The organism is Chengkuizengella sediminis, from assembly GCF_010078385.1.
In the GTDB taxonomy this organism is placed as follows: domain Bacteria; phylum Bacillota; class Bacilli; order Paenibacillales; family KCTC-33759; genus Chengkuizengella; species Chengkuizengella sediminis.
Genome location: NZ_SIJC01000009.1, coordinates 138,837 through 164,216, shown reverse-complemented (window position 1 = coordinate 164,216; position 25,380 = coordinate 138,837). Strand labels below are relative to the sequence as shown.

21 protein-coding genes are annotated in these 25,380 nt (G+C 32.0%); 11 read left to right on the top strand and 10 right to left on the bottom strand.

Annotated elements, in window-relative coordinates; translation table 11 throughout:
- Positions 1–62: 62 nt before the first annotated feature.
- Positions 63–629 carry a xanthine phosphoribosyltransferase gene (locus EPK97_RS17025; protein WP_162037824.1) on the bottom strand — a complete coding sequence of 189 codons (567 nt, stop codon included), beginning with the start codon at positions 627–629 and terminating at the stop codon, positions 63–65.
- Between the two features lie 64 nt (positions 630–693).
- Positions 694–1,413: a hypothetical protein gene (locus tag EPK97_RS17020; RefSeq protein ID WP_338075727.1), complete on the bottom strand. Its 720-nt coding sequence runs from the start codon at positions 1,411–1,413 to the stop codon at positions 694–696.
- 164 nt (positions 1,414–1,577) lie between these two features.
- On the opposite strand from EPK97_RS17020, the gene EPK97_RS17015 reads away from it, so the two are divergent.
- From EPK97_RS17015 to EPK97_RS16995, 5 genes are all read left to right on the top strand, one after another.
- Entirely contained in the window at positions 1,578–2,618 is a 1,041-nt protein-coding gene (locus EPK97_RS17015) for a YkvI family membrane protein (RefSeq protein WP_162037823.1), read from the top strand.
- Between the two features lie 206 nt (positions 2,619–2,824).
- Positions 2,825–4,231 (top strand): helix-turn-helix domain-containing protein, encoded by a 1,407-nt coding sequence (locus EPK97_RS17010; protein ID WP_162037822.1) that lies wholly within the window; start codon positions 2,825–2,827, stop codon positions 4,229–4,231.
- Between the two features lie 809 nt (positions 4,232–5,040).
- Positions 5,041–6,444, top strand: coding sequence for a winged helix-turn-helix domain-containing protein (locus tag EPK97_RS17005; RefSeq protein ID WP_162037821.1), 1,404 nt, complete (start codon positions 5,041–5,043; stop codon positions 6,442–6,444).
- 76 nt (positions 6,445–6,520) lie between these two features.
- On the top strand, positions 6,521–7,930 hold the full coding sequence (locus EPK97_RS17000) for a winged helix-turn-helix domain-containing protein (RefSeq protein ID WP_162037820.1): 1,410 nt from the start codon (positions 6,521–6,523) through the stop codon (positions 7,928–7,930).
- A gap of 46 nt (positions 7,931–7,976) precedes the next feature.
- The gene (locus EPK97_RS16995) at positions 7,977–9,383 is read left to right on the top strand and encodes a winged helix-turn-helix domain-containing protein (RefSeq protein WP_162037819.1); all 1,407 of its coding nucleotides are present in this window, start codon (positions 7,977–7,979) and stop codon (positions 9,381–9,383) included.
- A 173-nt stretch (positions 9,384–9,556) separates the two neighbouring features.
- On the opposite strand, the gene EPK97_RS16990 is transcribed toward EPK97_RS16995, so the two are convergent.
- From EPK97_RS16990 to EPK97_RS16980, 3 genes are all read right to left on the bottom strand, one after another.
- Entirely contained in the window at positions 9,557–10,495 is a 939-nt protein-coding gene (locus tag EPK97_RS16990; RefSeq protein WP_162037818.1) for a hypothetical protein, read from the bottom strand.
- Between the two features lie 202 nt (positions 10,496–10,697).
- The gene (locus EPK97_RS16985; RefSeq protein WP_162037817.1) at positions 10,698–11,342 is read right to left on the bottom strand and encodes a hypothetical protein; all 645 of its coding nucleotides are present in this window, start codon (positions 11,340–11,342) and stop codon (positions 10,698–10,700) included.
- Between the two features lie 106 nt (positions 11,343–11,448).
- The gene (locus tag EPK97_RS16980) at positions 11,449–12,093 is read right to left on the bottom strand and encodes a hypothetical protein (RefSeq protein ID WP_162037816.1); all 645 of its coding nucleotides are present in this window, start codon (positions 12,091–12,093) and stop codon (positions 11,449–11,451) included.
- 819 nt (positions 12,094–12,912) lie between these two features.
- On the opposite strand from EPK97_RS16980, the gene EPK97_RS16975 reads away from it, so the two are divergent.
- From EPK97_RS16975 to EPK97_RS22630, 4 genes are all read left to right on the top strand, one after another.
- Entirely contained in the window at positions 12,913–14,199 is a 1,287-nt protein-coding gene (locus EPK97_RS16975; RefSeq protein WP_162037815.1) for a helix-turn-helix domain-containing protein, read from the top strand.
- A 396-nt stretch (positions 14,200–14,595) separates the two neighbouring features.
- A complete protein-coding gene (locus EPK97_RS16970) occupies positions 14,596–14,841 on the top strand; it encodes a hypothetical protein (protein ID WP_162037814.1) in 246 nt (81 codons plus the stop codon).
- 59 nt (positions 14,842–14,900) lie between these two features.
- On the top strand, positions 14,901–15,383 hold the full coding sequence (locus tag EPK97_RS22635) for an SDR family NAD(P)-dependent oxidoreductase (RefSeq protein WP_420826802.1): 483 nt from the start codon (positions 14,901–14,903) through the stop codon (positions 15,381–15,383).
- Positions 15,374–15,658: an SDR family oxidoreductase gene (locus EPK97_RS22630; RefSeq protein ID WP_420826801.1), complete on the top strand. Its 285-nt coding sequence runs from the start codon at positions 15,374–15,376 to the stop codon at positions 15,656–15,658. Before EPK97_RS22635 ends, EPK97_RS22630 begins: the two co-directional genes overlap by 10 nt.
- Here EPK97_RS22630 and EPK97_RS16960 read toward each other — a convergent pair.
- The 3 genes from EPK97_RS16960 to EPK97_RS16950 are packed head-to-tail and all read right to left on the bottom strand — an operon-like array spanning position 15,649 to position 21,300.
- A complete protein-coding gene (locus tag EPK97_RS16960) occupies positions 15,649–18,858 on the bottom strand; it encodes an AAA family ATPase (RefSeq protein WP_162037813.1) in 3,210 nt (1,069 codons plus the stop codon). The two genes, EPK97_RS22630 and EPK97_RS16960, sit on opposite strands and share 10 nt — an antisense overlap.
- A 2-nt stretch (positions 18,859–18,860) precedes the next feature.
- Entirely contained in the window at positions 18,861–20,150 is a 1,290-nt protein-coding gene (locus tag EPK97_RS16955; protein WP_162037812.1) for a metallophosphoesterase family protein, read from the bottom strand.
- A gap of 16 nt (positions 20,151–20,166) precedes the next feature.
- Positions 20,167–21,300 (bottom strand): glycosyltransferase family 4 protein, encoded by a 1,134-nt coding sequence (locus EPK97_RS16950; RefSeq protein ID WP_162037811.1) that lies wholly within the window; start codon positions 21,298–21,300, stop codon positions 20,167–20,169.
- A gap of 278 nt (positions 21,301–21,578) precedes the next feature.
- Here EPK97_RS16950 and EPK97_RS16945 point away from each other — a divergent pair, with 278 nt between their 5' ends.
- A complete protein-coding gene (locus tag EPK97_RS16945) occupies positions 21,579–21,758 on the top strand; it encodes a hypothetical protein (protein WP_162037810.1) in 180 nt (59 codons plus the stop codon).
- A gap of 198 nt (positions 21,759–21,956) precedes the next feature.
- A complete protein-coding gene (locus tag EPK97_RS16940; RefSeq protein WP_162037809.1) occupies positions 21,957–22,382 on the top strand; it encodes a universal stress protein in 426 nt (141 codons plus the stop codon).
- 94 nt (positions 22,383–22,476) lie between these two features.
- On the opposite strand, the gene EPK97_RS16935 is transcribed toward EPK97_RS16940, so the two are convergent.
- Positions 22,477–23,931 (bottom strand): SulP family inorganic anion transporter, encoded by a 1,455-nt coding sequence (locus EPK97_RS16935; RefSeq protein ID WP_162037808.1) that lies wholly within the window; start codon positions 23,929–23,931, stop codon positions 22,477–22,479.
- Between the two features lie 717 nt (positions 23,932–24,648).
- Positions 24,649–25,347 carry a 7-cyano-7-deazaguanine synthase QueC gene (gene queC / locus EPK97_RS16930; RefSeq protein ID WP_162037807.1) on the bottom strand — a complete coding sequence of 233 codons (699 nt, stop codon included), beginning with the start codon at positions 25,345–25,347 and terminating at the stop codon, positions 24,649–24,651.
- Between the last annotated feature and the right edge of the window lie 33 nt (positions 25,348–25,380).

Sequence of the window (25,380 nt, the reverse complement as noted above, 5' to 3'; positions counted from 1 at the left end):
AAAAGTGAGATAGGAAAGGTGTAAAAAAATGAAAATTCTTCATTTAGAGAGGTTATTCAAACTTACTCAAAGCCAATATCCCCATTTTCTAAAGAGATAATTTTCACCAATGATTCCACTCGTATATCCTTTTCTCGAATATCTTTAGCACCTTTTTGGAAAGCTTTTTCAATAACTATTCCTGCGCCTACAAGATGTGCACCAGATCGATGAATAATGTTTATAAGTCCCTTCAATGCATCACCATTGGCAATAATATCATCAACAATTAAAATTCGATCTTCTGATTGTACAAATTCACTTGAAACTACGATATCTGTCACTATTCCCTTTGTAAAGGACGGAACACGCTCACAATAAAAATGATCTGTCATTAATGTTTTTTTTCTACGAGCAAAAATTAAGGGTACTTCCAGTTCTAAAGCAGTTGCATATGCAATGGATATTCCTGAGGATTCGATGGTTAATACTTTTGTTATCCCTTGATCCTTAAATCTTGCTGCAAACTCTCCACCTAATTGTTGAATTAATTTAGGATCAACTTGATGATTTAAAATAGAGTCTAGATTTAATACTTGATTAGAAACAATTTGACCTTCACTTATGATTCGTTGTTTTAAATAATCCATATCGAACCCTCCATAAATTCAATTCTACTGATGTTTTACACCATTTTATCATATTCCATTCATTTTATTTAAAATCGTCAAACATCTCTGTGATATTTTTCATTTTTCTCATTTGTTGTTCCATTAGAATTTTTTTCGGTTTGACAAAACCATCTCGAAAATAGTATTTTCTTTGTTCAGATCTGAGCTGCTGTTTCACATATTTTCGAAAAGGGAAGTTTTTATAACGTTTTGGATTGTAGTTAATCCATCCTTTTAAGTGAGGATAATCGTATATTTGCCCTTCAAAAATTAATTCCAATTGCTCCACATCTCTGAAATCATCTGGGGTAACCAAAGCGCTTTTTTTCTTAAATAAATCAACACCGCTTCGTTTCAATATTTCCGATACAAATTGAGAACAGAAATAAGCACCTGGTACATCTAACGATTTATTAAATGGAATTCCAAATAATCCAATTAAATTATAATAATATTTTTCGCTATTTTTTTCGAACATAGAAATGTATCTTACCAGTTTTTTATAGTCATTGTCATTTAAACTTAATTTGTATATGGCACAAGTTGTTTCTGGATACCAACTGAAGGTACCTTTTATAAAATCCTCTTGGATAAAACCACCATAAAACGGGTTGTCAGGTTGCTTTCTTCCAAAACTATATACTTTTTTTAGATTCATATCCAAAGAAAGTGAAGCATGATTATAAGGTGCATTTGTAACTGACTTAATCGCCTTTGTAAACATCGTGCCCGTATTTGTTAATACTATATAAATCGGTTGCATTCATTCGCTTCCTTTCGATACATAATATCCTATCATATGCTTCTATTATACTACTTGTACACATAAGATTAATTATATTAAATGTTGTTCAAAAAATTGCTTAAAACTGAACTTTTTGAACAATTACTATTATACAGGTTGTACGAGAGGCGGGAACAGTTTAAATGGAACAATATAAAAAAATCATTCAGATTGCCTTCACTTATATGGGAACTATTGTTGGTGCAGGCTTTGCGACAGGACAAGAAATATTAACCTTTTTCACCCAATTTGGTTCCATTGCTACACTAACTATTTTAATCACAAGTATCATGTTTGTTTGGCTAGGTACAAAAATCATGATATTTGCTCATGATATAGGTGCTGAGTCATATGAAGATCTCAATAAATTGTTATTTGGTGAACGTTTAGGTAGGTGGATTAGTTTTTTAATGTTAGTTATTTTGTTTGCTATTACCTCGGTCATGTTAGCTGGAGGTGGTTCTATATTTCATGAACATTTCCATATTTCCTATCAAATAGGTTTATTTTTTACCATTCTTCTCGCCTATTTTGTACTTTTGAAAGGAATTAACGCCATCTTAATTGTAAATTCTATTGTTGTGCCATTAATTTTATTATTCACGATGATCATTATTTTTACAACGATTCAATCCCCTAATGCAGGGAACTGGATCTATCGAACAACAGAACCAAATATGTTAAGGGTATGGCTCTCACCCTTTTTATATATTGGCTTTAATTTATCACTTGCACAAGCGGTTTTAGTTCCTATAGGATCAAAGATAAGAGATAAAAAAGTAGTGTATTGGGGAGGTATCTTGGGAGGTATAGGCATTGGTTTAATGCTGCTTGCAGGACATTTTGCCTTATCGGCTCAGATGCCAGGTATTACTCAATTTCAAATCCCAATGGGAATGCTCATCGTTGATTTAGGAAGAGCCATCCAGTTTTTATTTTTGCTCGTTATCTACGCTGAGGTCTTCACCACTTTTATTGCAAACATCTACGGATTAACACTACAAATCAAACAAAGAACTTCTCTACATCATCAAGCCATTATCATATCCATACTAATTCTTGGTTATTTTATTAGTCAGATTGGATTCAGCACCTTATTATCCACTTTATACCCTCTGTTTGGATTCCTTAGTTTGGGTTGGTTATGGATGATGATGAGAACAAAACCTTCTAAAGTAAGTTGATTAAATATTACATATCTGTCAACTTAAGAGTTAAAATTAGATTCATGATTGGAGGAGGATTCTTAAGCTTGTAAGTGTACATTGAATTAGCCTGTATCAAGTGATAAAATTACCTATAAAATAACATTTAAATATAATATTTTACTTTTCTTTATATAACCGACTCCATACTAAAAATTCATTATATGAGGAGATGATCACACGATATGATCGAAGATAGAGCCGACGTTTTATTCTCTATTTTTAATGAGATGCTACAAGAAGAGAGTCTCCCTATCATTACAAAAGTCGCTATGAAAGCTCTTCAATCTCCTGTAGAAGATAACTTAGAATTGGTAGAAAAGATTTATGATAGGATAACAGCCATTGAAGAACCTTCTATTAGGCTAGCTCTTTATCAAGTCATTATTGACTACTCACGAGAACACGGAATCATGCCTTATCTCGCTAAAGGTTTATTGCAAGCCTATCTGATTGAGCGGGATGATTTTACCAAACTTCGTTCGACATATACATTGGGTAAAGGTATTTTGTTTTATGAGGAATTCCTTACGAGTGAAGAGCGGGGTCAAATGTATTATAAATTAGGGGTTCACGCTTACTACTTGCATTTGTTTGAAGAGAGCGTAGAACTGGGTAGGAAAGCATTAGATGAAACCATCTGTGATACTAAAATGCGGGCGAACACTTTTGTTGCTATATATAATAGTTACTACTACTTAGGCAATTATGAACAAACAAAAAAATATTTGGGTCTGTATAAGGAATTACCATTCCCAGAAGTGAAAGACAAACCAAAATTAATTGAGGCGGCGCTTCATTCAGCAAATGGTAATCATTATCTGGCTATATCACTTCTACAAGATAACCTTACAAAATGTGGGGATGATGCCTTGTTGCATGTTGTTAATGATTTAATTGCACTATACTTGCAGATGAAAAACCTATCAGCAATTGAAGAGCTTTTCCAATTTGAAAAGAAACTGATATCTATTACATACTTTACACCCTTTAAAAAAGCTGAACTAGCCCAATACTCTAAACTCAAAGGAGATTATTATATCTTAACAGAAAGAGTAGAAGAAGGTATAGATTTATATTTAGAAGCAGCGGCTGGATATGCCAAAGTTGACCTTACCTCCAATGAAAGCGAATGTTTTAGGATTATTCAGAGTACGAAAGCAATTAACAGGTTGAGAGGTCAGACAAGTACATTTCTTAAAGATTCTTTTACTCTCAACCTGATCTCTCCACTTAAAAATATCAATACCTTGATTGAAGATACAAATCAACATCAGGAAACTTTCAATCATGATTCAGAAAATTTAATTTATTTAGGACATAACACATATTTTCATAAGCTCGAACTTTGGATTCAAGATGAGAATACTAATAGAAATCTATCCAATAGGGAACATGAGTTATTAAACCTTTTTATTAAAAATGAGGGTGAAATAATTACAAAGACGCAGATTATTTCTTTGATATGGAATGATGCAGCAGATGAAGGAAGTGTTAGTGTTTTGATCACACGATTAAGAAAAAAGTTAGGCAGAGCTGCTAAAACTATTCAAGGTAGAAAACAAGGTGGGTATATTTTCAAAAGGATTTAACGTCAATAACAAGATATAATTGAGCAGAACTTTTAGTAAGATATGAAGTTTCTGCTTATTTACGTTATATGACTTAGGGGAAAATTTGCAATAAAATCATTTATATTCCTCTTAAAATAAAAGTGATGACAAGACACAGATGTTTTTTTACTAATTATGTTAATTTTCCCAATAAAAACAAACTCTCATGTCAAATATATAACATAGAGAGTTTCATTTTTACTTTTATTGTCTATCTGGGGAAGTACTCTGAAGTACTCTTTTTTTTATTCTAAAAAACATCTTGATGTAATTTTAATATCATTTTTCCAATCCTTCTGTAATACTTTTATTTAAATCGAAGTTTTCAGATTCCTATCTCCTTGTCAAGGTCAGATGGTTTCTTTGTCCTATACTAACCATTTAAAATTAATATAATCATAAGATTAGAAAATTGAAGAGTTCCCTCTTCTCTTCAATTTTCTTTTTTTTACGAATAAATTCGTTTTTTCTCACCAATCTCGGAAATCTCTCTTTCTATACATTTCCTTCTTTAAATTCGCTACCCCCTTTCGAAATCATTTTATCTTGTTATCCCCCAATAAATTAATAATACTTCACTACCATAGTGCAAACATATTGACAACAATGTAATTACAAACCCTTCATTTTATCCTATTTTGTTTTAAAATTAAATTTATTAAAAATCAGTCAAATTATATTAAAATATAACTGTTATTCACTATTATGGCTAAATTAAACATACTACTTTAAAAACATTCAAAAAAGGCATTGCACTAAAATTCCTCATAAGGAGATGATCGAACGATATGGTCGAAGATAGAGCCGACTTATTATTCTCTATTTTTAATGAGTTGCAACAAGAAGAAAGTCTCCCAATCATTACCAAAGTCACTATGAAAGCCCTCCAATCTCCTGTAGAAGATAGCTTAACATTGGTAGAGAAGGTTTATGATAGGATAGCAACCATTGAAAAACCTTCTACTAAGCTAGCCCTCTATCAAGTCATTATTGACTACTCTCGAGAACACGGAATCATGCCTTATCTGGCTAAAGGTTTATTACAATCCTATCTTATTGAACGAGATGATTTCACCAAATTTAGAGCTACATATGCATCAGGTAAAGGTGTTTTATTATTTGGGGATTTCCTTACGGATGAAGAACGAGGTTTGATGTTTTATAAATTGGGGGTTCATGCTTACAACTTGTCTATATTTGAAGAAAGCGTAGAAATGGGTAGGAAAGCATTGGATGAAACGATTTGTGATACTAGAATGCAAGCAAACACCATCTATTTTTTATGTAATAGTTATTACTATTTAGGTGATTTTAAACAGGCAAAAAAACACTTAACTTTATATAAGAATTCTTCGCTCCCAGAAGTGAAAAACAATGCAAAATTAATAGAGGGACTGCTACATTCAGCCAATGGAAATCATCATCTAGCTATCTCACTCCTACAAGAGAACCTGATAAAAAGTGGAAATGACTGTTTATTGCATATTGTGTTACTAATCACGCTACACTTACAGATAAAAAAAATATCAGCTGTAAAAGAACTTCTTGAACATGAAGAGGAAATATTATCTATTACATATGTCACACCATTTAAACAAGCTAAATTATCTCAATTTTTCAAACTCAAAGGGGAATATTATATTCTTACTGAAAGAGTAGAAGAAGGTATAAATTATTTATTAGAAGCAGCAACAAGGTATGCCAAAGTTGACCTTATATCCAAAGAAAGCGAATGTTTTAGGATTATTCAGGGCACAAAAGTGATTAACAGGTTAGGAAGTCAGCCAAATACATTTATTAAAGATTACTTTACTCTCAACCTTATTTCTCCTCTAAAAAATGTCAATCCCTTATTTGAAGATACAAATCAACATCATGAAAGTCTCAATGGTCATTCAGAAGATTTAATCTATTTAGGGCACGATACATATTTTCATACACGTGAGCTTTGGGTTCAGAATGGAAACTCTAAGAGGAATCTATCCAATAGAGAATATGAGTTATTAAACCTTTTTATTAAAAATGAGGGAGAAATCATTACAAAGACACAGATTATTTCTTTAATATGGAATGATGCAGCAGATGAAGGAAGTGTTAGTGTTTTGATTACACGATTAAGAAAAAAGTTAGGTAAAGCTGCTAAAACGATTCAAGGTAGAAAACAAGGTGGATATATTTTTAAAAAGTTTTAACGAAATATATAATCCTCCATCCTTCATAAAATTGACCCCATACTAAAAAATCCATACAAGGAGATGATCACACGATATGGTCGAAGAGAGAGCCGACGTATTATTGTCTATTTTTAATGAAATGCTACAAGAAGAGAGTCTCCCCATCATTACCAAAGTTGCTAAGAAAGCCCTTCAATCTCCTGTAAAAGATAGCTTAGAATTGGTAGAGGAGGTTTACGATAGGATAGCAACCATTGAAAAACCTTCTACTAAGCTAGCACTCTATCAAGTCATTATTGACTACTCTCGAGAACACGGAATCATGCCTTATCTGGCCAGAGGTTTATTACAAACCTATCTGATTGAACGAGATGATTTCACCAAATTTCGATCTACTTATACATCAGGCAAAGGTGTTTTGTTTTTTGAGGATTTCCTTACGAATGAAGAACGAGGAGTGATGTATTATAAATTAGGGGCTCACGCTTACTACTTGTCTTTATTCGAAGAGGGCTTAGATATGTGTAAAAAAGCATTAGATGCAGGAATTAGTGAGAATAGAATGCATGCTAACACTATTTATGGTATATGTAATTGTCATTATTACTTAGGTAATTATAAACAAGCAAAAGAATACTTAATTCAATATAAGGAATTCTCGCTCCCCGAAGTGAAGGACAATGCAAAATTAACAGAAGCGAGATTACATTCAGCGAATGGAAATCATTATCTGGCAATTACTCTACTCCACGAGAACCTGCCACAATGTGGGGATTATACCTTACTACATGTTGTGAATCATTTAATCAACCTCTATTTACAGACAAATAATCTATCAGCAATTGAAGAGATTATTCAACTGGAAGAAAAACTACTATCTACTACATATGTTACACCATTTAAGAAGGCTAGGTTAGCTCAGTATTTCAAACTCAAAGGGAAATATTATATTCTAACTGAAAGAGTAGAAGAAGGTTTAAATTCATATATAAAAGCAGCGGCTGGATACGCCAAGATTGACTTTATATCCAAAGAAAATGAATGTCTTAGATTTATTCGGGGTACGAAAGAGATTAACAAGTTGAGAGATCAGTCAAGTACATTTCTAAAAGATTCTTTTACTCTCAACCTGATCTCTCCACTTAAAAATGTCAATACTTTGTTTGAAGGCACAAATCAATATCAAGAAAGTCTTAATGGTGATTCTAAAGATTTAATTTATTTGGGACATGAAACATATTTTCATACACGTGAGCTTTGGATTCAGGATGGAAATTCTAAAAGGAATCTATCCAATAGAGAAAATGAGCTATTAAACCTTTTTATTAAAAATGAGGGGGAAATAATTACAAAAACACAGATTATTTCTTTGATATGGAATGATGCAGCAGATGAAGGAAGTGTTAGTGTTTTGATCACACGATTAAGGAAAAAGTTAGGTAAAGCTGCTAAAACGATTCAAGGTAGAAAACAAGGTGGATATATTTTTAAAAGATTTTATTGAGATGTACAATCCATCCTTCAATAAATTAAGGAGATGAACACACAATATGGTTGAAGATAGAGTCGACGTATTATTCTCTATATTTAATGAAACGCTACAAGAAGAAAATCTCCCTATCGTTACCAAAGTCGCTATGAAAACCCTACGATCTCCTGTAGAAAATAGCTTAGAATTAGTAGAGAAGATTTATGATAGAACAGCGACCATTGAGAAACCTTCTATTAGGCTGGCTCTTTATCAAGTCATTATTGACTTCTCACGAGGGCACGGAATCATGCCTTATATCGCTAAAGGTTTATTACAATCCTATCTGATTGAACGAGATGATTTCACCAGACTTCGCTTAACGTATACATCTGGAAAAGCGATATTGTTTTTTGAGGAATTCCTTACAAGTGAAGAGCGGGGTTTAATGTATTGTAAATTATCGGTCCATGCTTACAATTTGTGTTTATTTAAAGAAAGTGTAGAGATGGCTAAAAAAGCATTTGATGAAACGATTCATGATACTAGAATGCGGGCAAGCACTTTTGTTGCTTTATCCAATAGTTACTACCGCTTAGGTAATTATGAACAGACAAAAGAGTATTTTTCTCAATATAAGGAGTTCTCATTTCCGGAAGTGAAGGATAGAGCAAAGTTAATTGAAGCAAACTTACACTCATTGAGTGGGGATTATCAGTTAGCTATTTCAGTATTACAAGAAAACCTAACACAATATGGAGATGACTCATTACTGCATGCAGTGAACCAATTAATTACACTATATTTACTAACGAAAAACTTATCACCAATTAAAGAGCTTATCCAATTGGAAGAGAAATTATTATCTATAACATATGTAACACCATTTAAAAAAGCTGAATTAGCCCTATATTCTAAACTCAAAGGAGATTATTACATCTTGACAGAAAGAGTAGAAGAAGGAATTGATTTATATTTGGAAGCAGCGGCTGGATATGTCAAAGTTGACCTAATCTCCAAAGAAAGCGAATGTTTTAGGATTATTAAGGGCACGAAAGCAATTAGCAGATTGAGAGATCCGTCAAGTACATTTCTAAAAAATTCTTTTACTCTCAACCTCATCTCTCCACTAAAAAATGTCAACACCTTTTTTAAAGATACAAATCAACATCAGGAAAGTCTCAATGGTCATACGGAAGATTTAATATATTTAGGACATGATACATATTTTCATACACGTGAGCTTTGGGTTCAAGAGGAAAATTCTAAAAGAAATCTATCCAATAGAGAATATGAGCTATTAAACCTTTTTATTAAAAATGAGGGAGAAATAATTACAAAGATACAGATTATTTCTTTAATATGGAATGATGCAGCAGATGAAGGCAGTGTTAGTGTTTTGATCACACGGCTTAGAAAAAAGTTAGGTAGGGCAGCTAAAACGATTCATGGTAGAAAACAAGGTGGGTATATTTTCAAAAGGATTTAACGTCAATAACAAGATAAAAAAATGAGCAGAACCTTCTATAAGATGTGGGCTCTGCTCAAATACAGTTAACTAACTTTAAGAAAGATGTTGAATTTTGTGTTAGGAAACTTTACATTATTATATACATTTTAACAATTATATGAGTTTTTATTCATTTTTGATAAAATTCGCTCTTACTTTTTAAATAAAGCTCTAAAACTTGAATCCAAGTTAGCTTTTACATATGGGTTACTATCTGGGAGTTCTATATATGGTGATGGTATCATTAAAACTTGAAATATATTCTCATCATATTTTAGATTTGTTATTTTAGTTTTGAGATGCTTTTCTTTACCAGGATTAATCTCATCATATATGTAGTAAGAGTCATCTAGAATTGGTATTTGTTCCCAATTATTTAAGGCGACTAAATAAAAATCATAAATAAAGTCATCTTGATTGCCATAAATAATTTTTATATCTACATTTTCTTTACTATCCTGAATTGTTTTTGAAGTTAAAATTTTATAGTCTTTTCCTACCTCATTAATAAATATTCCAGTGACTTTTTGCTCTACTATTTCAATAATTTCATTAGACTGTATATGTTTTCCTTTCTCAGGAATATGTGATATACCGTTCAATATATTAACTCTTATATTATATACTCTTGACGATTGATTTATTGAATTAATCTTATTAATATCAGTTACTACTTCATTAGGACTTTCTAAAATGATATAATTTATAGAATGAAACCCTACATCTAAATCATGCAAATCTATCGGAATATTACTATACTCATCAGCATTAACTGAAAAATTGAATGTTTTGTATTTATTTCCTTCAACTTCAAATTCAATCTGTTCATAGTGGTCAAATACAATTAATCCAAACTCTTTATTCTTTGAGGTCATATTACCAAACACTACATTTTTTTCAAAAGAACTTTCATTTGTTAAAAATGTTCTTTTAGGTTCTATCTCTTGTCCATTATATAAACCAAGTGAATATCCTTCACCTGATTTAGCCATTGGTAATTGATCTTTTTTATAATTTGAATCTTCCTCTTGACATGCTGATAGAAAGAGTAGAGAACAAATTATTATAGTTAATATTTTATGTTTCATCATAATATTGTTTCCTTTAGTTTAATAAAATAAATTAGCAACTTTACATGGAATAAAGGCTTGATATGTTGATTAACATTACGATTAAGGGCACCGTGGCTGTATGTAATAAGTCATGCCTTCAGAAGTTCAATGTCTAGTTTCTCTATTATTACCAGTTAGTGATAATTATACACTGAGTTTATAGAGGAACGTACCGTAAAGTTTAGCTATCTTCAGTAGTTGGATACCAATTAGTATAACCTTCATGCTCAAACTTATGATTAGATGTTGCCACGAAGTCAGGTAAACTTGTCCAAACTGTATCTTGAACTGTTTCAGATGAGAAAGTGACAATTGCAAAGGATGCATCTGTATTACTATCACTATCAGTTGTAGAAAGAGTACCCTTGATTAATAGTTGTGTTTTTACATAAATCAAGTCGATAGGTGCATATTCTGATTTTGAGCTATCTGCGTATGATTTTGAATAAGAAGATACGTCAACTTCATAAGTCCCGAAAATACTAGTGTCATCCCATACTCCTGTAGTATTTGCTGACCACCAACCTGGTTCAGCATTTAGAGAAGCTTTCAACGAAACATCTTGTGTTTGACTCAAAGAAATAGGTTCTCTTTCTTTCGAAATTTTTTGCCCTACTTTATGACCATTATTATCAAATTTTTCTTCAATAGTAATCTCTTCACCATCTTTATTTTTTTTAGTTGAAATTTTTGATTCCCCAATTTTCTGCCCTGCTTTATCATATCTGATTTTAGTTTTAATCTTTTCATCTGAACTACCAGCAAAAATGGATTGGGGAATAATTAGAGCGAATATCACTACTAACAATACTAGTTTTTTCTTCAAAATAAAATCCTCCCTTTGGTTAAATGAATTCCACTCTTAAATAAAATATGTTTTCATTATAAAAATTCAAAAAAGTAGAAACTCAGATCTTTTACTTTGTGAATTTTTATTCAATATCGTTGGTCGTTGGGTACCAATCTTGAAAACCATCGTCCTCAAATTTATGACTAGTTATCCCTTCCAAGTCATGAAAAGTAGTGAAATAATTTTTGGAGCTTTTTGCAAGAGCTGTTGCAGTAGATGCATTAGTATTTGAATCTTGCCTACTTCCTAATATAGTGCCATCGACAAGTACTTGTGTTTTTACAAATATTAAGTCTATAGCTTGATAAACTTCTTCAAAGCTATTTTCGTATGATTTTGAAGAACCAGTTGATGTTCCCGAATAATCACCAGCCCAATAATCCCATCTTGCTGTAGTAGTTGCTACCCACCAACCTTTAACACCATCATCTTCTACATCAACTTCAGCTTTTAACGAAACATCTTGTGTCTGATTCAAAGAAATAGGTTCTCTACTTTTTGAAATTCTTTGTCCTGTTTTGTTACCATTATTATCAAATTTTTCTTCAATAGTAACCTCTTCACCATCTTTATTTTTCTTAGTTGAGATTTTTGATTCCCCAATTTTCTGCCCTGCTTTATCATATCTGATTTTAGTTTTAATCTTTTCATCTGAACTACCAGCAAAAATGGATTGGGGAATAATTAGGGCGAATATCACTACTAACAACACTAGTTTTTTCTTCAAAATATAAACCTCTCCTTTTTTAAAGTTAAAAGCTATTTAACTTTAAAATAATATATTTTTAAAAAATTTATTATACCATTTTAATGTAATTTTTCACACTTCATATAAATTTTTAAATAAATTTACTCTGTATAACTTAAAGTGCTATATAAAAGTATAGATTATATCATTAGCATAATAGAAATGATGAAGATTCCTCTTAAATTCCATATTTCACCTTTCTTGTTATATCATTTTTCTAACCTATAAACAGCATAACTTTTATTTACATCTAAAATTTCAAATTTCATATTCCTATCTCCTAGTCAAGATCAGAAATATATATTCCATTTGAGATTTCTTTGTCCTTTTTTTCTTCTAGTTCAAATAATTTAGCTTTAGAAAAGTGAAAAGTTCCCTCTTATCTTCAAAATACTTTTAGTAGATAACGAATGAATTTCGTATTTTCCTTCAATCAACTCCAGATAATCTGAATTGAATCCAAAGAAACCATTTTACTTTCAAGCCTAAATTTACTTCTTTAATCATTTCTAACATTTTCATTACCCCCTTTCGAAAATCATTTTATCTTGTTATCCCTCAATAAATTAATAATACTTTACCACCATAGTGCAAACATATTGACAACAATGTAATTACAAACTGGTTTCTCATAAAGCCCAATGTATATTGAAATTTTTTCAATCCAATGATATTCTATTAAATAACAAATAGTTACAATATATTACTTTTTATTCGATTTTTCTTCATCATTTTTATTTTTAAATAATTAAAGTACTTCTGTTAAAATATATGTTTATGTAGAAAGGGTGGAAATGAATGATTACCACCAAAGCAAATTCATCATTGGGGGAACTCATTCGACATCATCGGAAACAAGCTGAAATGACATTAGTGCAGCTAGAAAAATTAACCGATGTTGATAAAGCTAGCATATCTAGGATCGAATCGGGACAAGTTAAACGTCCATCCTTAGTAAATATTCAAAAAATAGGCTGTATACTAAAAATTTCTTCTGAAGAGATAATCGAGCGATATATAGAAGTTGAAGAAAGAGATGAAGTTTTATTTACTATTTTTGATAAGTTAATTCAAGGAGAAAAAAACATTTCTATTATTTCGAATGTGGCTATGAAGGTCCTTCAATCTCCTGTAGTAGATAGCATAGAATTAGTTAAAAGATTATATGAGAAGGTGACAATCATTGAGAAACCTTCTATAAAGCTAGCTCTTTTTCAACTAATTATTAACTATTCACGAGCTCACGGAATCATGCCTTATATCGCTAAAAGTATGTTACAAGTATATCTTATTGAACGGGATGATTTCTCAAAATTTCGATCAACGTATGTATCTGGAAAAGGTATTTTGTTTTTCGAGGATTTCCTTTCTAGTGAAGAGCGAGGTCTAATGTATTATAAATTGGGTGTCCATGCTTACTATTTATGTATATTTGAAGAAAGCGTTGATTTGGGTAGAAAAGCATTGGACGCAGAGATCTCAGATAATAGAATGAGGGCAAATACTATCTATTTTGTATGTAATTGTTACTATTACTTAGGTGATTATGAACAAACAAAAAAATACTTAACTTTATATAATGAGTATTCGCTTCCAGAAGTAAAAGACAATACAAAATTAATAGAAGCTGCATTACATTCGGCTAATGGAAAACATCAACTAGCTATTTCGGTTCTGCAAGAGAACCTGCCATATTGTGGGGATGACACTTTGCTGCATGTAGTGAATCTTTTAATCATTTTACACTTGCAGACGAAAAATCTATCTGAAATTGAAATGCTTTTTCACCTAGAAAGAAGACTATTATCTATTCCATGTGTTACACCGTTTCTTCAAGCTGAGTTAGCCCACTATTACAAACTCAGAGGAGATTATTATATAGTAACAGAAAGAATTGAGGAAGGGATAAATTGTTATTTGGAAGCAGCAGCAGGATATGCCAAGGTTGATCTTATCGCTAAGGAAAGTGATTGCCTAAGGCTTATCTTGAATATACATACTAATAAAAAAGAGACGATGGATGTTTCAACAATTGAAAAACTAGAAACTTATCATAATTACAAAGTGAAGACCTCAAATTTATAATGAAAGGAGGAAGCAACAATGAAAAATATTAAGTCTATATATGTAGTTACTTTTCTTATATCAGTCATCTTACCTATAAAAATTTCTGATATCTTAACAGTAGTAATTGGCGGTGCTGGATGGTAGTAGCGAAAGAATTAAAGTTTGAATACATAAAAAAATATAAAAAGTCACTTGAAGTTAGTTCAATCCATGAAACATATAACTTAATAGTTTATGTTTCTTTTTTTTCCTAATCAATACGTAAAAAGTCATTTTTTCTATGTAGATATATAATCTTATAATCTCTTATATACTATATAAATTTTTACCAATTTTGTTTAAAAATTTTATTTATTATAATTTAGTCAAATTATTTTAAAATAACATTAATAAACAAAAAAGGAATGTGAAAATATGAGAAATGTACAGGTAAGTAGATTTTCTATAAATGTATGTGAAATCCCGATGATTGTTATATCTCAAAATCCTAAGAATCATCCATTAAAATACGTTGCTAGGCTTTATGATCGTGATGAACCCTCACCCTTTGTGTATATGAAGGATTCATTATCAGAAGTTCGTGATGCGGTTCCAAAACAATTAAATAGATTAGAATCACAAAAAGATGATCATCCTACTGTGATAGAAACTTGGTCATAAAATTTGTAAACGTTTCAGAATACTATATAATGTAATAAAAACAATCTGAGGTGAATGATATGCCAAAGATAACAGCGATTACTGGTGGAGCACAAGGGATTGGCAGAGCACTGGCCATTTCATTTGCAAAAGAAGGATACCATATTTCGATTGCGGATACAAACAAAGATGCGGGTATAGAAGTTATACGATTTATTCATCAATTAGGTGGAAAAGCCATGTTTGTCCCTACTGATATTGCTAATATGGATGATGTTATCAAGTGGGTCAATCTAACCATAGAGGATATGGGTGTACCTGATGTCCTCATTAATAACGCGGGAATTGCAAAAAACAGTCCTGTATTAGATTGTTCACTTGAAGACTTTGATCGCGTATTATCCGTAAATTTACGTGGTACTTTTTTTTGTTCCCAACAGTTTGCCAAACGTATGATACATAAAAAAAACGGAGCCATTATCAATATTTCCTCACACGAGCTCTTATGTCAGAGAAAAATACAGAAGCTTATTCAGCATCTAAAGGTGGCATTTTGGCATTAACACATGCCATGGCTGTCAGTTTAGGAGAATTTGGTATTCGAGTTAACGCCATTAGTCCAGGATGGATTGAAACTCGTGACTGGTTATTTTCAGAGGATGCTGAAGAACCATTTCATACGGAAAAAGATAAACTTCAACATCCTGTTGGAAGAGTTGGAAAACCAGAGGATATTGTGGCCGCTTGTTTGTTCATTGCGGAGGAAAAAGCAGGTTTTATTACTGGACAAAACCTCGTGATTGACGGTGGCATGACAATCAAAATGATCTATGATTGACCTAAATTCAAATCTATATTTTGAATCTGAGGAAACATATCATTCATGGCTGTTCGAATATGTTCATGACAAGTGAAAAGTATGAGTTGATGATGATTGGATACATCATTTAAAACGGATAACGTAGACTTAAGTCTATCTCCATCAAAATTCACAAAGATATCATCCATGATTAAGGGGAGTGCTGCTTTTTTCCCAAACTCATGTGCAAGTGCAAAACGCATCGCTAAATATAATAATTCTGCTGTGCCTCTACTTAAAAATGAAGTTTCTATTTGTGCCCCATTTTCTCTCTCTACAATCATTCGTTTTTCTCCAAAAGGGACCATCACTCTTCGAAAGGCTCCATTCGTCATTTTTTCAAAGTAGGATGATGCTTTCATTAATACTTCTGGCTGACGTTCTTGTTCATACTTTGCCTTTGCTTTTTTAATTAAGTGTAATGCAAACGAATGAATAGCCCATTGATCCGAAAGTTCTCTCACCTTTGTCAATTCTCCTTCATATGCAAGCATATGTTCAGCATGATTCATATCTGATTCTAATTTTTCAAGCTGGTGACTCGTTCTTCCTTTTTGATCTCTCAGTTCAACTAGGCGATTTTGCATTTCCGTCAGTTGAGCAGATAGTTCATTTTTTAATTCTGTCATCGTCTCTATTGTATGGTTTCCCTTTAACTCTAACTCCAGCTTTTGCAGTTGTTTTTCTCCAACCCAATCTTGAAGAGAAAATTGAGTGTGACGTAATTCTTGCTCAAGTTGTTTCCTCTGATCATTGTAATATACGTTCGATAAAAATGATTTTTCATCCGAAGCTTGTGCCTCGCTCCATAAAAGATGTTTTTTCTCATCCAATTGCTTTAAAGTTTCTTGAATTCTTTCAATCTCTTCAACAACTTCCTCATATTGCAATGTAACATTTTTTTGATCATCATTTTTCTTTACTTGTAAATTTGCTTCCATTCTCATTTGTTTTAAGGCTTGTCCAATACTATACCCTTCTGTGAATGGAACAAAAACATTCACTTCATGTTCAAAGTGCTCAATCTTTTCTTCCAATCGTTTTATTTTTGTTTCATTTTTTTCTATATTTGTGAGTACATTCATCGCTTGATCCACTTGTTGAAAAATTTCTAACACAGATTCGGGAGAAAGATCCATGGATAGTTCAACTTGAGATAACCAATGTTTCCATTTATCTAAAAGAAGTTTGATATCCTTTTGTTTCTTATCGAGTAAGTCTTTTTTTTCTAGATATGATTTTTTCAACAAACTTATACCACTCATTAAATGTTCAATTTCTGTTTCAGTTTGTTTAATTTGGATATCATTTTGCTCTACTTCTTTTATTTTTTGCTCTATAATCATCAAAAGCTCATTCACTTCCTGATATTCAGAGGTTTGATGTACATCTACATTTGTAGACTCTATTGAGATGGCAATCTCTTTTTGAGCTGATAACTTCATTTGGAATTGGGTACATGATTGTTTTGTTTTTGTGTATAACTGCTCTTTTTGAATTATTTCCTCCTGTAGTTCATTTAAGGATGTCTGACTTCTAGTTATGGAATCATTTATTGAATTGTTGGATTTACTATTTTTAGTTATAAAATAGTATGCAATCTGAATACTCAACATACTAAAGAAACCAATCAAGGCAAAAGTCGTCATATCGTATACATATAAAAAAGATGGAACGATGATATTTAAACTCAACAAAATCCAATATAAACTTTTGTTTTTTTTATCTTTTTTCATCATTTTTAGCTCATTTATGTTTTGTAGTAAATCCATTTTTCTTGTTTCTAACAAATGAAGCTCTTTATCCAGAAACTGAAGTCTGTTCATATCCATTTTGAATTCAGCGATCATTGTATGTAACTGTTGAGCACTATTCATGTTCATGTGAGCTAAGATATGATGATTCTTTTTCAACAGTGGGGAAATGAATAATTTTATTTTTTCTATTAACTGTTTGTCCGATTCAATCTTCTGAGTTAATTGCTCAAAATCAACCTTTAATTTCTCTTTTTCTGTATGAAATTCATGTAATAACGATTTAAAATGTAACACCTTTTCTCTAGCGGCTACAGATGTAGAAAAAGATCTAACTTGATTTGCGGTCCAGTTTTCGTTTATTTTTAGCAGACTGTTTTGAAGTCTTTCATTCAGTTGTTCATTTTCGAATTTCAATTCATGTTTTAAGGATTTTTCATTTTCGTACGTTCCTAATTGTTCATTTAGTAATTCTAATTGAGGTAACGAATTCATCGATATTGTGTTGGGTTTTAATTGTTGAATTTCTTCCTCTAACTTTCTTTTTTTTAAAATAAAACGATTCCGTTCTATCTTTAAGTTTTCTTGAACTTCTACAAGCTTTTCAAATCGAATTTTTGCATCGACTGGAAAGTTTTCAAACCTAGGTAAACGGTCTAATTCTTCATTAATTTCTTGTTTTCTAACCCAAGTATCTCGAGCTTTTAAGCAGAGGTTTAACCATTTTAGTTGATCTTGTTTTTCTTTAATAGATAGTTCTACTGAGTGGATTTCATCATTGATCAAAATTAAAGAGTGTTGATGGGCATTGTACTTTTCAATATCTCTCCTATTTTCTCTCAGTTTGTTATCTATTGTTTCCAACGATTTTAATTGATGGATGATAAGCTGATTTTTACCACGAGGTTTAAATAAGGTTTCCATGACCCCGATTAGTTTCTTTTCTGCATCCATAATCCGATTCGCATGTATTCCCATACCAGAATGAAATAAATAACTGCTCATTTCTTCTGATTGTAAGGTACGTACCTCTTGTAACTCAGATAAACCAAATGCAAACAAATCACGAAATAACTGCTGTGAAATCCCACCTAATCGCTGCTGCATTTCTTTTTCGTTTAAGATAGATCCATCACTGGCGTATATAGTATCTCTCTTTCCATGAATTCTTTCAATTCTTAGTGTCTCCCCAGTTTCGTCTTCTAATTGTAGGAATCCACCATGTAATCCACCAATTACAGGTTCATACCTTTGTTGTAAATGTGCTCTAGTAGGAAAACCAAATAACATATTCCGTATAAAACCCATTGTTGTACTTTTCCCAGCTTCATTCTGTCCGTAAAATAAAGTAACCGGTTGATTTAATTTAAAATTTCGTTGATTAAATATACCAAAACCATCGATCTGTAATTGGTTGATTCTCATCTTCATTTCACCTCTTCTAGCAACAGATGGAGAACGAGTTCTTCTGCTGTTTTTAACCATTCGATTCGTTGCTGTTCAGAATCCATTTCTCGAAGATATTTTCCTGCTTTCAAATGAGATTTCATAGAAAACAAAGCTTCTTCATTAAAAGCTTGAAGCTGATTTGAATCATTCAATAAATGTTGTGAAATACGTAATAAATCACCTAAATAATGTGAATCATCCATATATTGATCTTTTGAAATTTCAGGACTTGTTTTGATTTTAAAACTTTCAATCCATACAAAAGAACGATCGACTTTTATAGATTCTAAGGTGTATTTTTCCTGATACTCCATCAATAATTCTTTTACATTTACATCCTCATTTAAAAAATGGTGTAAGGGTCCATAACCTTCAAAAGTAAACCGGGCAATTGTAGGTTTATTGTCCTTCTCCTCATCCAACATCTTTAGTTGTAGATCAACTGCATCTTTGAGATCCTGCTCACTTTTCAAATCAGCGATATTTATTTTGTTATGAATCCAACGAACTGCTTCTAATGCAACAAAGGTAAGCTTTGTTGTCCTTGTTTCATCTACATCTACAATGTAACATCCTCTTTCACCTAACTCTCTAACACTTCTTCCTTGTATATTACCTGGATACACGATATGTGGTTCTTCATGCACGATTTGTCTTGTATGAATATGCCCTAACGCCCAATAATTCACCGCTAACTTTAATAGGTCTTCTTTATGTGAAGGTGCATAATTATCGTGAGCGGGATTACCATCTAAATTTGTATGTAATAATGCAATATTATATTGATTCACATCTTTTATATTAAATTTTTCTGTTAAATTGCTAGTTACAGATCTAGTAGGATAAGAAATGCCATAGATATGAGCTATTTCTTGTCCATTACGGTCAAGTGCAGGTATCATTTCAACTTGATTAGATGGGAAAAAATGAACATGGTCTGGCCACTTTAGATCTGCTCTACTACCATCCTCTGGATCATGGTTACCATGAATAATAAACACTTGAATGTTGTTTTCCCCTAACCTTAACATTTCTTTCTGAAAACGAATTTGTGCACGTAAAGAACGGTCTGCCAAATCGAAAATATCCCCACTCAAAACCACAAATTGAACTTTTTCTCGAATCGCCAAATCCACCATAGTTTGAAGAGCTATAAAAGTAGAGTTTTTAATATAGGATGTAATTTCCTTAGAAGGTATGTTCATATACCCTTTGAAGGGGCTGTCCAAATGTAAATCTGCTGCATGTATAAATCGAAACGATTTCAAATTAATCCTCCGCCTCCTAGTTGGCTTGATTCATCTGTTTTAAATAAATGCTTTTAAGTTGATCAATCACTCTAGTGATAGAGTATTCTGTTTTTGCTTTTTCCCACGCATTTTTAGCAAGTTCATTTCGAAAATTAGGAGAGGTCATTAGTTCTTCTAAAGCGTTTGTTAATGATGGTACATCATCTACAGGTACCAATAAACCATTTTTACCATGATCAATTTGTTCTGCTATTCCACCTATATTTGTGCCTACTAAAGCAAGCTGTGATAAAGCCGCCTCTGCAAATACTGAACCAAAAGCTTCAGCTCTTGATGGGAGGACAAATATATCATAAAAAGGGATAAACTCCTCAGGGTGCAGCATATAACCGTAAAAAATAATCTCTTCATATACATCCATTTCTTTTGCCATAAGCTCCAAATCTTTTCTAATCGGTCCATCTCCAATGATATGCAACACAAATGAGTGACCTCTTTTTTTCAACTGAGCACAGGCCTCTAACAGAATATCCATGCCTTTGGCAGGAACTAAGCGACATAATGAAATGATTTGCGGTATGTTATTATCATGTGTGATCGGTCGAAAACGATCAAAATCATAACCATTATAAATGACCTGAATATGATCCTTATTTTGAACAAAATTTGATAAGTAGTTTTTAAACGATTGAGACACTGTAATCATCCCATCTAAGTGGAACTCTAACTCGCGATATATGGATGTAAGAAATTGATGCTCCGAACTATCTTTAGAAATTTTATGATTTAATAAAAGTTCTTTTTCATAACTTGAATGAACCGTTAATATTACGGGGGTTTGAGGAAAACATTTTTTCATAACTAAACCTGCTATAGGATGATGTGCATGAATCAAATCATAGGATTCTTGCAACCTCAACCTAGTCCACCACGTATAATCTTTCAGCGTCTGAATATACTTATCTACAATTAGATTCCCATCATGTTTTTTCCAGTCAAATGTGGAAAATTCAACATCATCAGTACCTTTATTTCTAATTCGTTTTGGTAAATAAAAAATCTCCATATTCCAGTCTATTTTTTTAAAGTTCTCTTTAATGTATGGAACCATAGATGAAACACCACCAGGTTGTTCTGGAGGAAAAAACATCGCTTGTAATATTTTCATACTTGATCCTCCCACTAAGCTTCTCTATCTGTTATTCAAATAAAAGGAGTGTCCAAAACTTAAACGACCTTATTAAACACTCTTTAATATTATATTACTAAAAATGTATTCCGTTCTCGATTCAACATCTTACCTTGTTATTTTAACATAATTAAAGAATATATGTTCCTATAATATTTATTTCACCTTTACATCTTTTCATAAATCATCTAAAATAATGAAAAGGTTACTTAGAAAGCGTTTACATCTTTTCGTAAACTAAGGAGGCTGGTTTTTATATGTTATTTGAATCCAAATACAGAAGACAAGCATTATCCTCATTCAATGAAGAAAACAAACAGTTACAGCAACAACTTCTTCAAAACCTAAGTGATAACCACAAAAAAATGAATGTATTATCTAAGTTAAAACAATTTATGTTGTTAATGAAAAATCATAAAAGTGAAGTCAAATTGTGATCTATTAAAAATTTGCTAAAAAGCAGGTTAAATCTTATAAGTAAGCGGGCACTATAAACACTTGGATTATGAATCCAAGTGTTTTCTTATTAAAACCTTTAAAGCGTGAATTTTCTTTGACTATAGCTAGAAATATATGGTATATAGATCTGGAATTAGATATAATTACATTATCAAAAGATAAGGGTGACGACGGATATGTTTAATAAAATCATGTTAGCTATCGATGGTTCAGAACACGCTAAACGTGCAGCAGATACAGCTATTCATTTAATGAAAGAACTTTCTAATGCTACAATCACAATATTTCATGTGGCATCAAAAGCTCCATCACGAGCTAAATTAATCCACTCTAACTTTGATGTACAAGCTATTTTAAAAGAAGAAGCACATCATATTTTACATTCCGTGGAGAAAAAATTTAAGAATGAACAAGTAGAATATTTATTTGAAGTCGCTTTAGGAGAAGCTCCGGGAGAAATTGTGGAACGAGCCACTAAAGGGAACTTTGATCTCATTATTATTGGAAGCCGAGGTTTAAATTCTCTTGGTGAAATGTTATTGGGAAGTGTGAGTCATCAAGTAGCACATGATGCCCATTGTCCTGTGATGATAGTAAAATAATTCTAATCTACTCATCATGAATATATACGAAAAAACAACCAAATTCCACAAGGAATAAGGTTGTTTTTTAATTATAAATAAATTCTATCTATTATTAATGACCGGAAGAAGAACTCAGACCTACCTGTTCAATGATTGCCTTACTTTCTTCATTTAACCCTTCAATGGACACCTTTTTATCTACTTGTTGGTATTTCATAATTACTTTTGATATCGCGGTTACTGCTGAATGATCCCATACATGGGACTGACTGAAGTCAATCACAATATGATCTGGATCACTGTTTACATCAAACAAATCTACGAAATGTGTCATTGTTCCGAAAAACAACTGACCTGTAACAGTATATGTTTTCGTATTATTTTCTAATACTACCTTCGTTTTGATCTGACTCATACGCCAGCCAAAGTTCAATGCACTTAAGATAACTCCCGCAATAACTCCTTTAGCCAAATCATGCGTTACAACTACGATTGCAACAGTTACAACCATAACAACGGCATCACTACGAGGTATTTTATTTAATTCTCTAAGAGATTGCCAATCAAATGTACCAATGGAAACCATAATCATGACACCCACTAACGCTGCCATTGGAATCATAGCTACAACATCACCTAATACTAAGATTAGGAATAGTAGAAACACACCTGCAACAAGAGCAGATAGTCTGCCTTTTCCACCTGATTTTACATTAATTACAGACTGACCTATCATCGCACAACCTGCCATACCACCAAAAAATCCAGTGATAAAGTTTGCAATTCCTTGCCCTCTAATTTCTTTGTTTTTATCACTTTTTGTTTCCGTCATTTCATCAACAATTGTTGCTGTTAATAAAGATTCCAAAATCCCTACAAGTGCTAGTGTAAAGGAATAAGGAAGTATAATCATTAAGGTTTCTATATTAAAAGGAATAGTTGGAACTAAAAAGAAAGGTAGTTCAGATGTAATTTTACCCATATCTCCAACAGATCTCATCTGTAATCCACTAAATATCACCACAATAGACATCACAATAATTGCCACTAAAGCTGATGGTATAGCTTTTGTAAATCTAGGTAAAATATAAATGATCGCTAACGTACCTGCAACAATAGCATACATTTGCCATGATTCCCCGACAAAATGAGGAAGCTGAGCCATAAATATTAATATCGCTAAAGCATTCACAAAACCAATAACTACTGATTGTGGAATAAAGGTTATAAATCGACCTAATTTAAATATGCCCATTAAAAATTGTATGATTCCAGTTAAAATTGTTGCTGCCAATAAATATTGCAATCCATGTTCTGCTACTAAAGTAACCATTAATAATGCCATTGCACCTGTTGCTGCTGAGATCATTCCTGGTCTTCCACCTACGAATGCAATGATTACTGCGATACAAAACGATGCATATAATCCAACCATGGGATCTACACCCGCAATAATAGAAAATGCTATCGCTTCAGGTATTAATGCCAAGGCTACTGTCATTCCTGATAAAACGTCGCCTCTAACATTAGAGAACCATGAATCTTTCCACGTTTGTTGTAAGTTCAAATCATTGCCTCTTTTCTGATAAATTTGTTAGTTTTTGACTTTCGCCTAACGAATGTCGCCCGATTTTCACAAATACAAATTATACACACATTTTTACTAATGATCTATTCTATGAATCTACCATATAAGCGATTAATCATGTGTTTTTGTTTAAAATACTTTCATATTCTCTCATTTACTTACTAGTTTAAATTCTTGAAACAAAAAGAAAATATATGGAATTTTTTGTTTATCTAACCTGAATACGACTTACTTATTGAAGTAATGATATAAATTAACAACATTTGATGATCTCGAAAATAATTAGCGGGAATTCGTGGTCTTATTTTATTGATTTTTCTAAAAAAAATAAATTAACGGGAATTGATGGTCTTATTTAGCTGTTTTTCGTAACATCTTGCTTAAATTTGCATAATATTTATGATTTAAGACCATCAAATACCTCTATTTTGACATAGAGCCCTAAAAACCATGGATTAAGACCATTTATTCCCTCTATTTTGGAGCTCATGAAGATCAAAATGGCAAAGATGCCAGTTCAAAAAGGATCAGCTCTTAAAATAAAGAAATGACCTTCAAATCACTAGTGGCTAGAGATTTAGAAGGTCCTTATGTTGGACATTTTTCAATATTTCATGTTGAATACACAATGAAGCTTAAAATCAACTTTATTGGAATAAATACCTCTTTAATATTAATTTTTAGTTGAGGCTTATATTAAGAAGAATAAGGAATAGGATCTTTTGAACCCGCTTCTTCAAAACCTTTTAAACGTAAACGACAACTATCACACGTACCACAAGCTTCTTCTTCTCCATTGTAACAAGAAGTAGTTAGATGATAAGGTACATCTATTTTTAAACCTTCTTTAATGATTTCTGCTTTACTCCAAGAAATGAGTGGAGTTTCAATTTTCACTTTTTGACCTTCTACCCCAACCTTTGTAGCTATGGAAATGACTTCTTCCATTTTGGCAATGAATTCTGGTCTACAATCAGGATACCCGCTATAGTCAAGTGCATTTACACCAATAAATATCGCATCTGCTTTTAAAACTTCAGCATAAGAAGTAGCGATAGATAAAAACAATAAATTACGTCCAGGAACATAAGTGATTGGGATGTCAGAGGAATCATCATTTGATCCATCTGATTTTACTACATCTGGCACTTCCAAATTTTCATCTGTTAATGCACTGCCACCAAAATCTTTTAAAAAGGATAATGGGATGATTTTTTGTTTATCTCTAACACCATAATAATTTGCAACTTGTTTTGATTTTTCAATTTCAATATTATGTCTTTGTCCATAATCAAACGTGATTGGGAATAAATCGTACCCCTGGTCCTTCGCAATTCCCATACAGGTTGTGCTATCTAAACCACCGCTTAATATAATTACTGCTTTTTTGTTCATTGTTACACCTCATTATAATATTAATCAGTTCTA

Bases quoted from the DNA above. Each gene is read 5' to 3' on its own strand.
- EPK97_RS17025 (WP_162037824.1), bottom strand. From the start codon at position 629: ATGGATTATTTAAAACAACGAATCATAAGTGAAGGTCAAATTGTTTCT.
- EPK97_RS17020 (WP_338075727.1), bottom strand. From the start codon at position 1,413: ATGCAACCGATTTATATAGTATTAACAAATACGGGCACGATGTTTACA.
- EPK97_RS17015 (WP_162037823.1), top strand. From the start codon at position 1,578: ATGGAACAATATAAAAAAATCATTCAGATTGCCTTCACTTATATGGGA.
- EPK97_RS17010 (WP_162037822.1), top strand. From the start codon at position 2,825: ATGATCGAAGATAGAGCCGACGTTTTATTCTCTATTTTTAATGAGATG.
- EPK97_RS17005 (WP_162037821.1), top strand. From the start codon at position 5,041: ATGGTCGAAGATAGAGCCGACTTATTATTCTCTATTTTTAATGAGTTG.
- EPK97_RS17000 (WP_162037820.1), top strand. From the start codon at position 6,521: ATGGTCGAAGAGAGAGCCGACGTATTATTGTCTATTTTTAATGAAATG.
- EPK97_RS16995 (WP_162037819.1), top strand. From the start codon at position 7,977: ATGGTTGAAGATAGAGTCGACGTATTATTCTCTATATTTAATGAAACG.
- EPK97_RS16990 (WP_162037818.1), bottom strand. From the start codon at position 10,495: ATGATGAAACATAAAATATTAACTATAATAATTTGTTCTCTACTCTTT.
- EPK97_RS16975 (WP_162037815.1), top strand. From the start codon at position 12,913: ATGATTACCACCAAAGCAAATTCATCATTGGGGGAACTCATTCGACAT.
- EPK97_RS16970 (WP_162037814.1), top strand. From the start codon at position 14,596: ATGAGAAATGTACAGGTAAGTAGATTTTCTATAAATGTATGTGAAATC.
- EPK97_RS22635 (WP_420826802.1), top strand. From the start codon at position 14,901: ATGCCAAAGATAACAGCGATTACTGGTGGAGCACAAGGGATTGGCAGA.
- EPK97_RS16960 (WP_162037813.1), bottom strand. From the start codon at position 18,858: ATGAGAATCAACCAATTACAGATCGATGGTTTTGGTATATTTAATCAA.
- EPK97_RS16950 (WP_162037811.1), bottom strand. From the start codon at position 21,300: ATGAAAATATTACAAGCGATGTTTTTTCCTCCAGAACAACCTGGTGGT.
- EPK97_RS16945 (WP_162037810.1), top strand. From the start codon at position 21,579: ATGTTATTTGAATCCAAATACAGAAGACAAGCATTATCCTCATTCAAT.
- EPK97_RS16940 (WP_162037809.1), top strand. From the start codon at position 21,957: ATGTTTAATAAAATCATGTTAGCTATCGATGGTTCAGAACACGCTAAA.
- queC (WP_162037807.1), bottom strand. From the start codon at position 25,347: ATGAACAAAAAAGCAGTAATTATATTAAGCGGTGGTTTAGATAGCACA.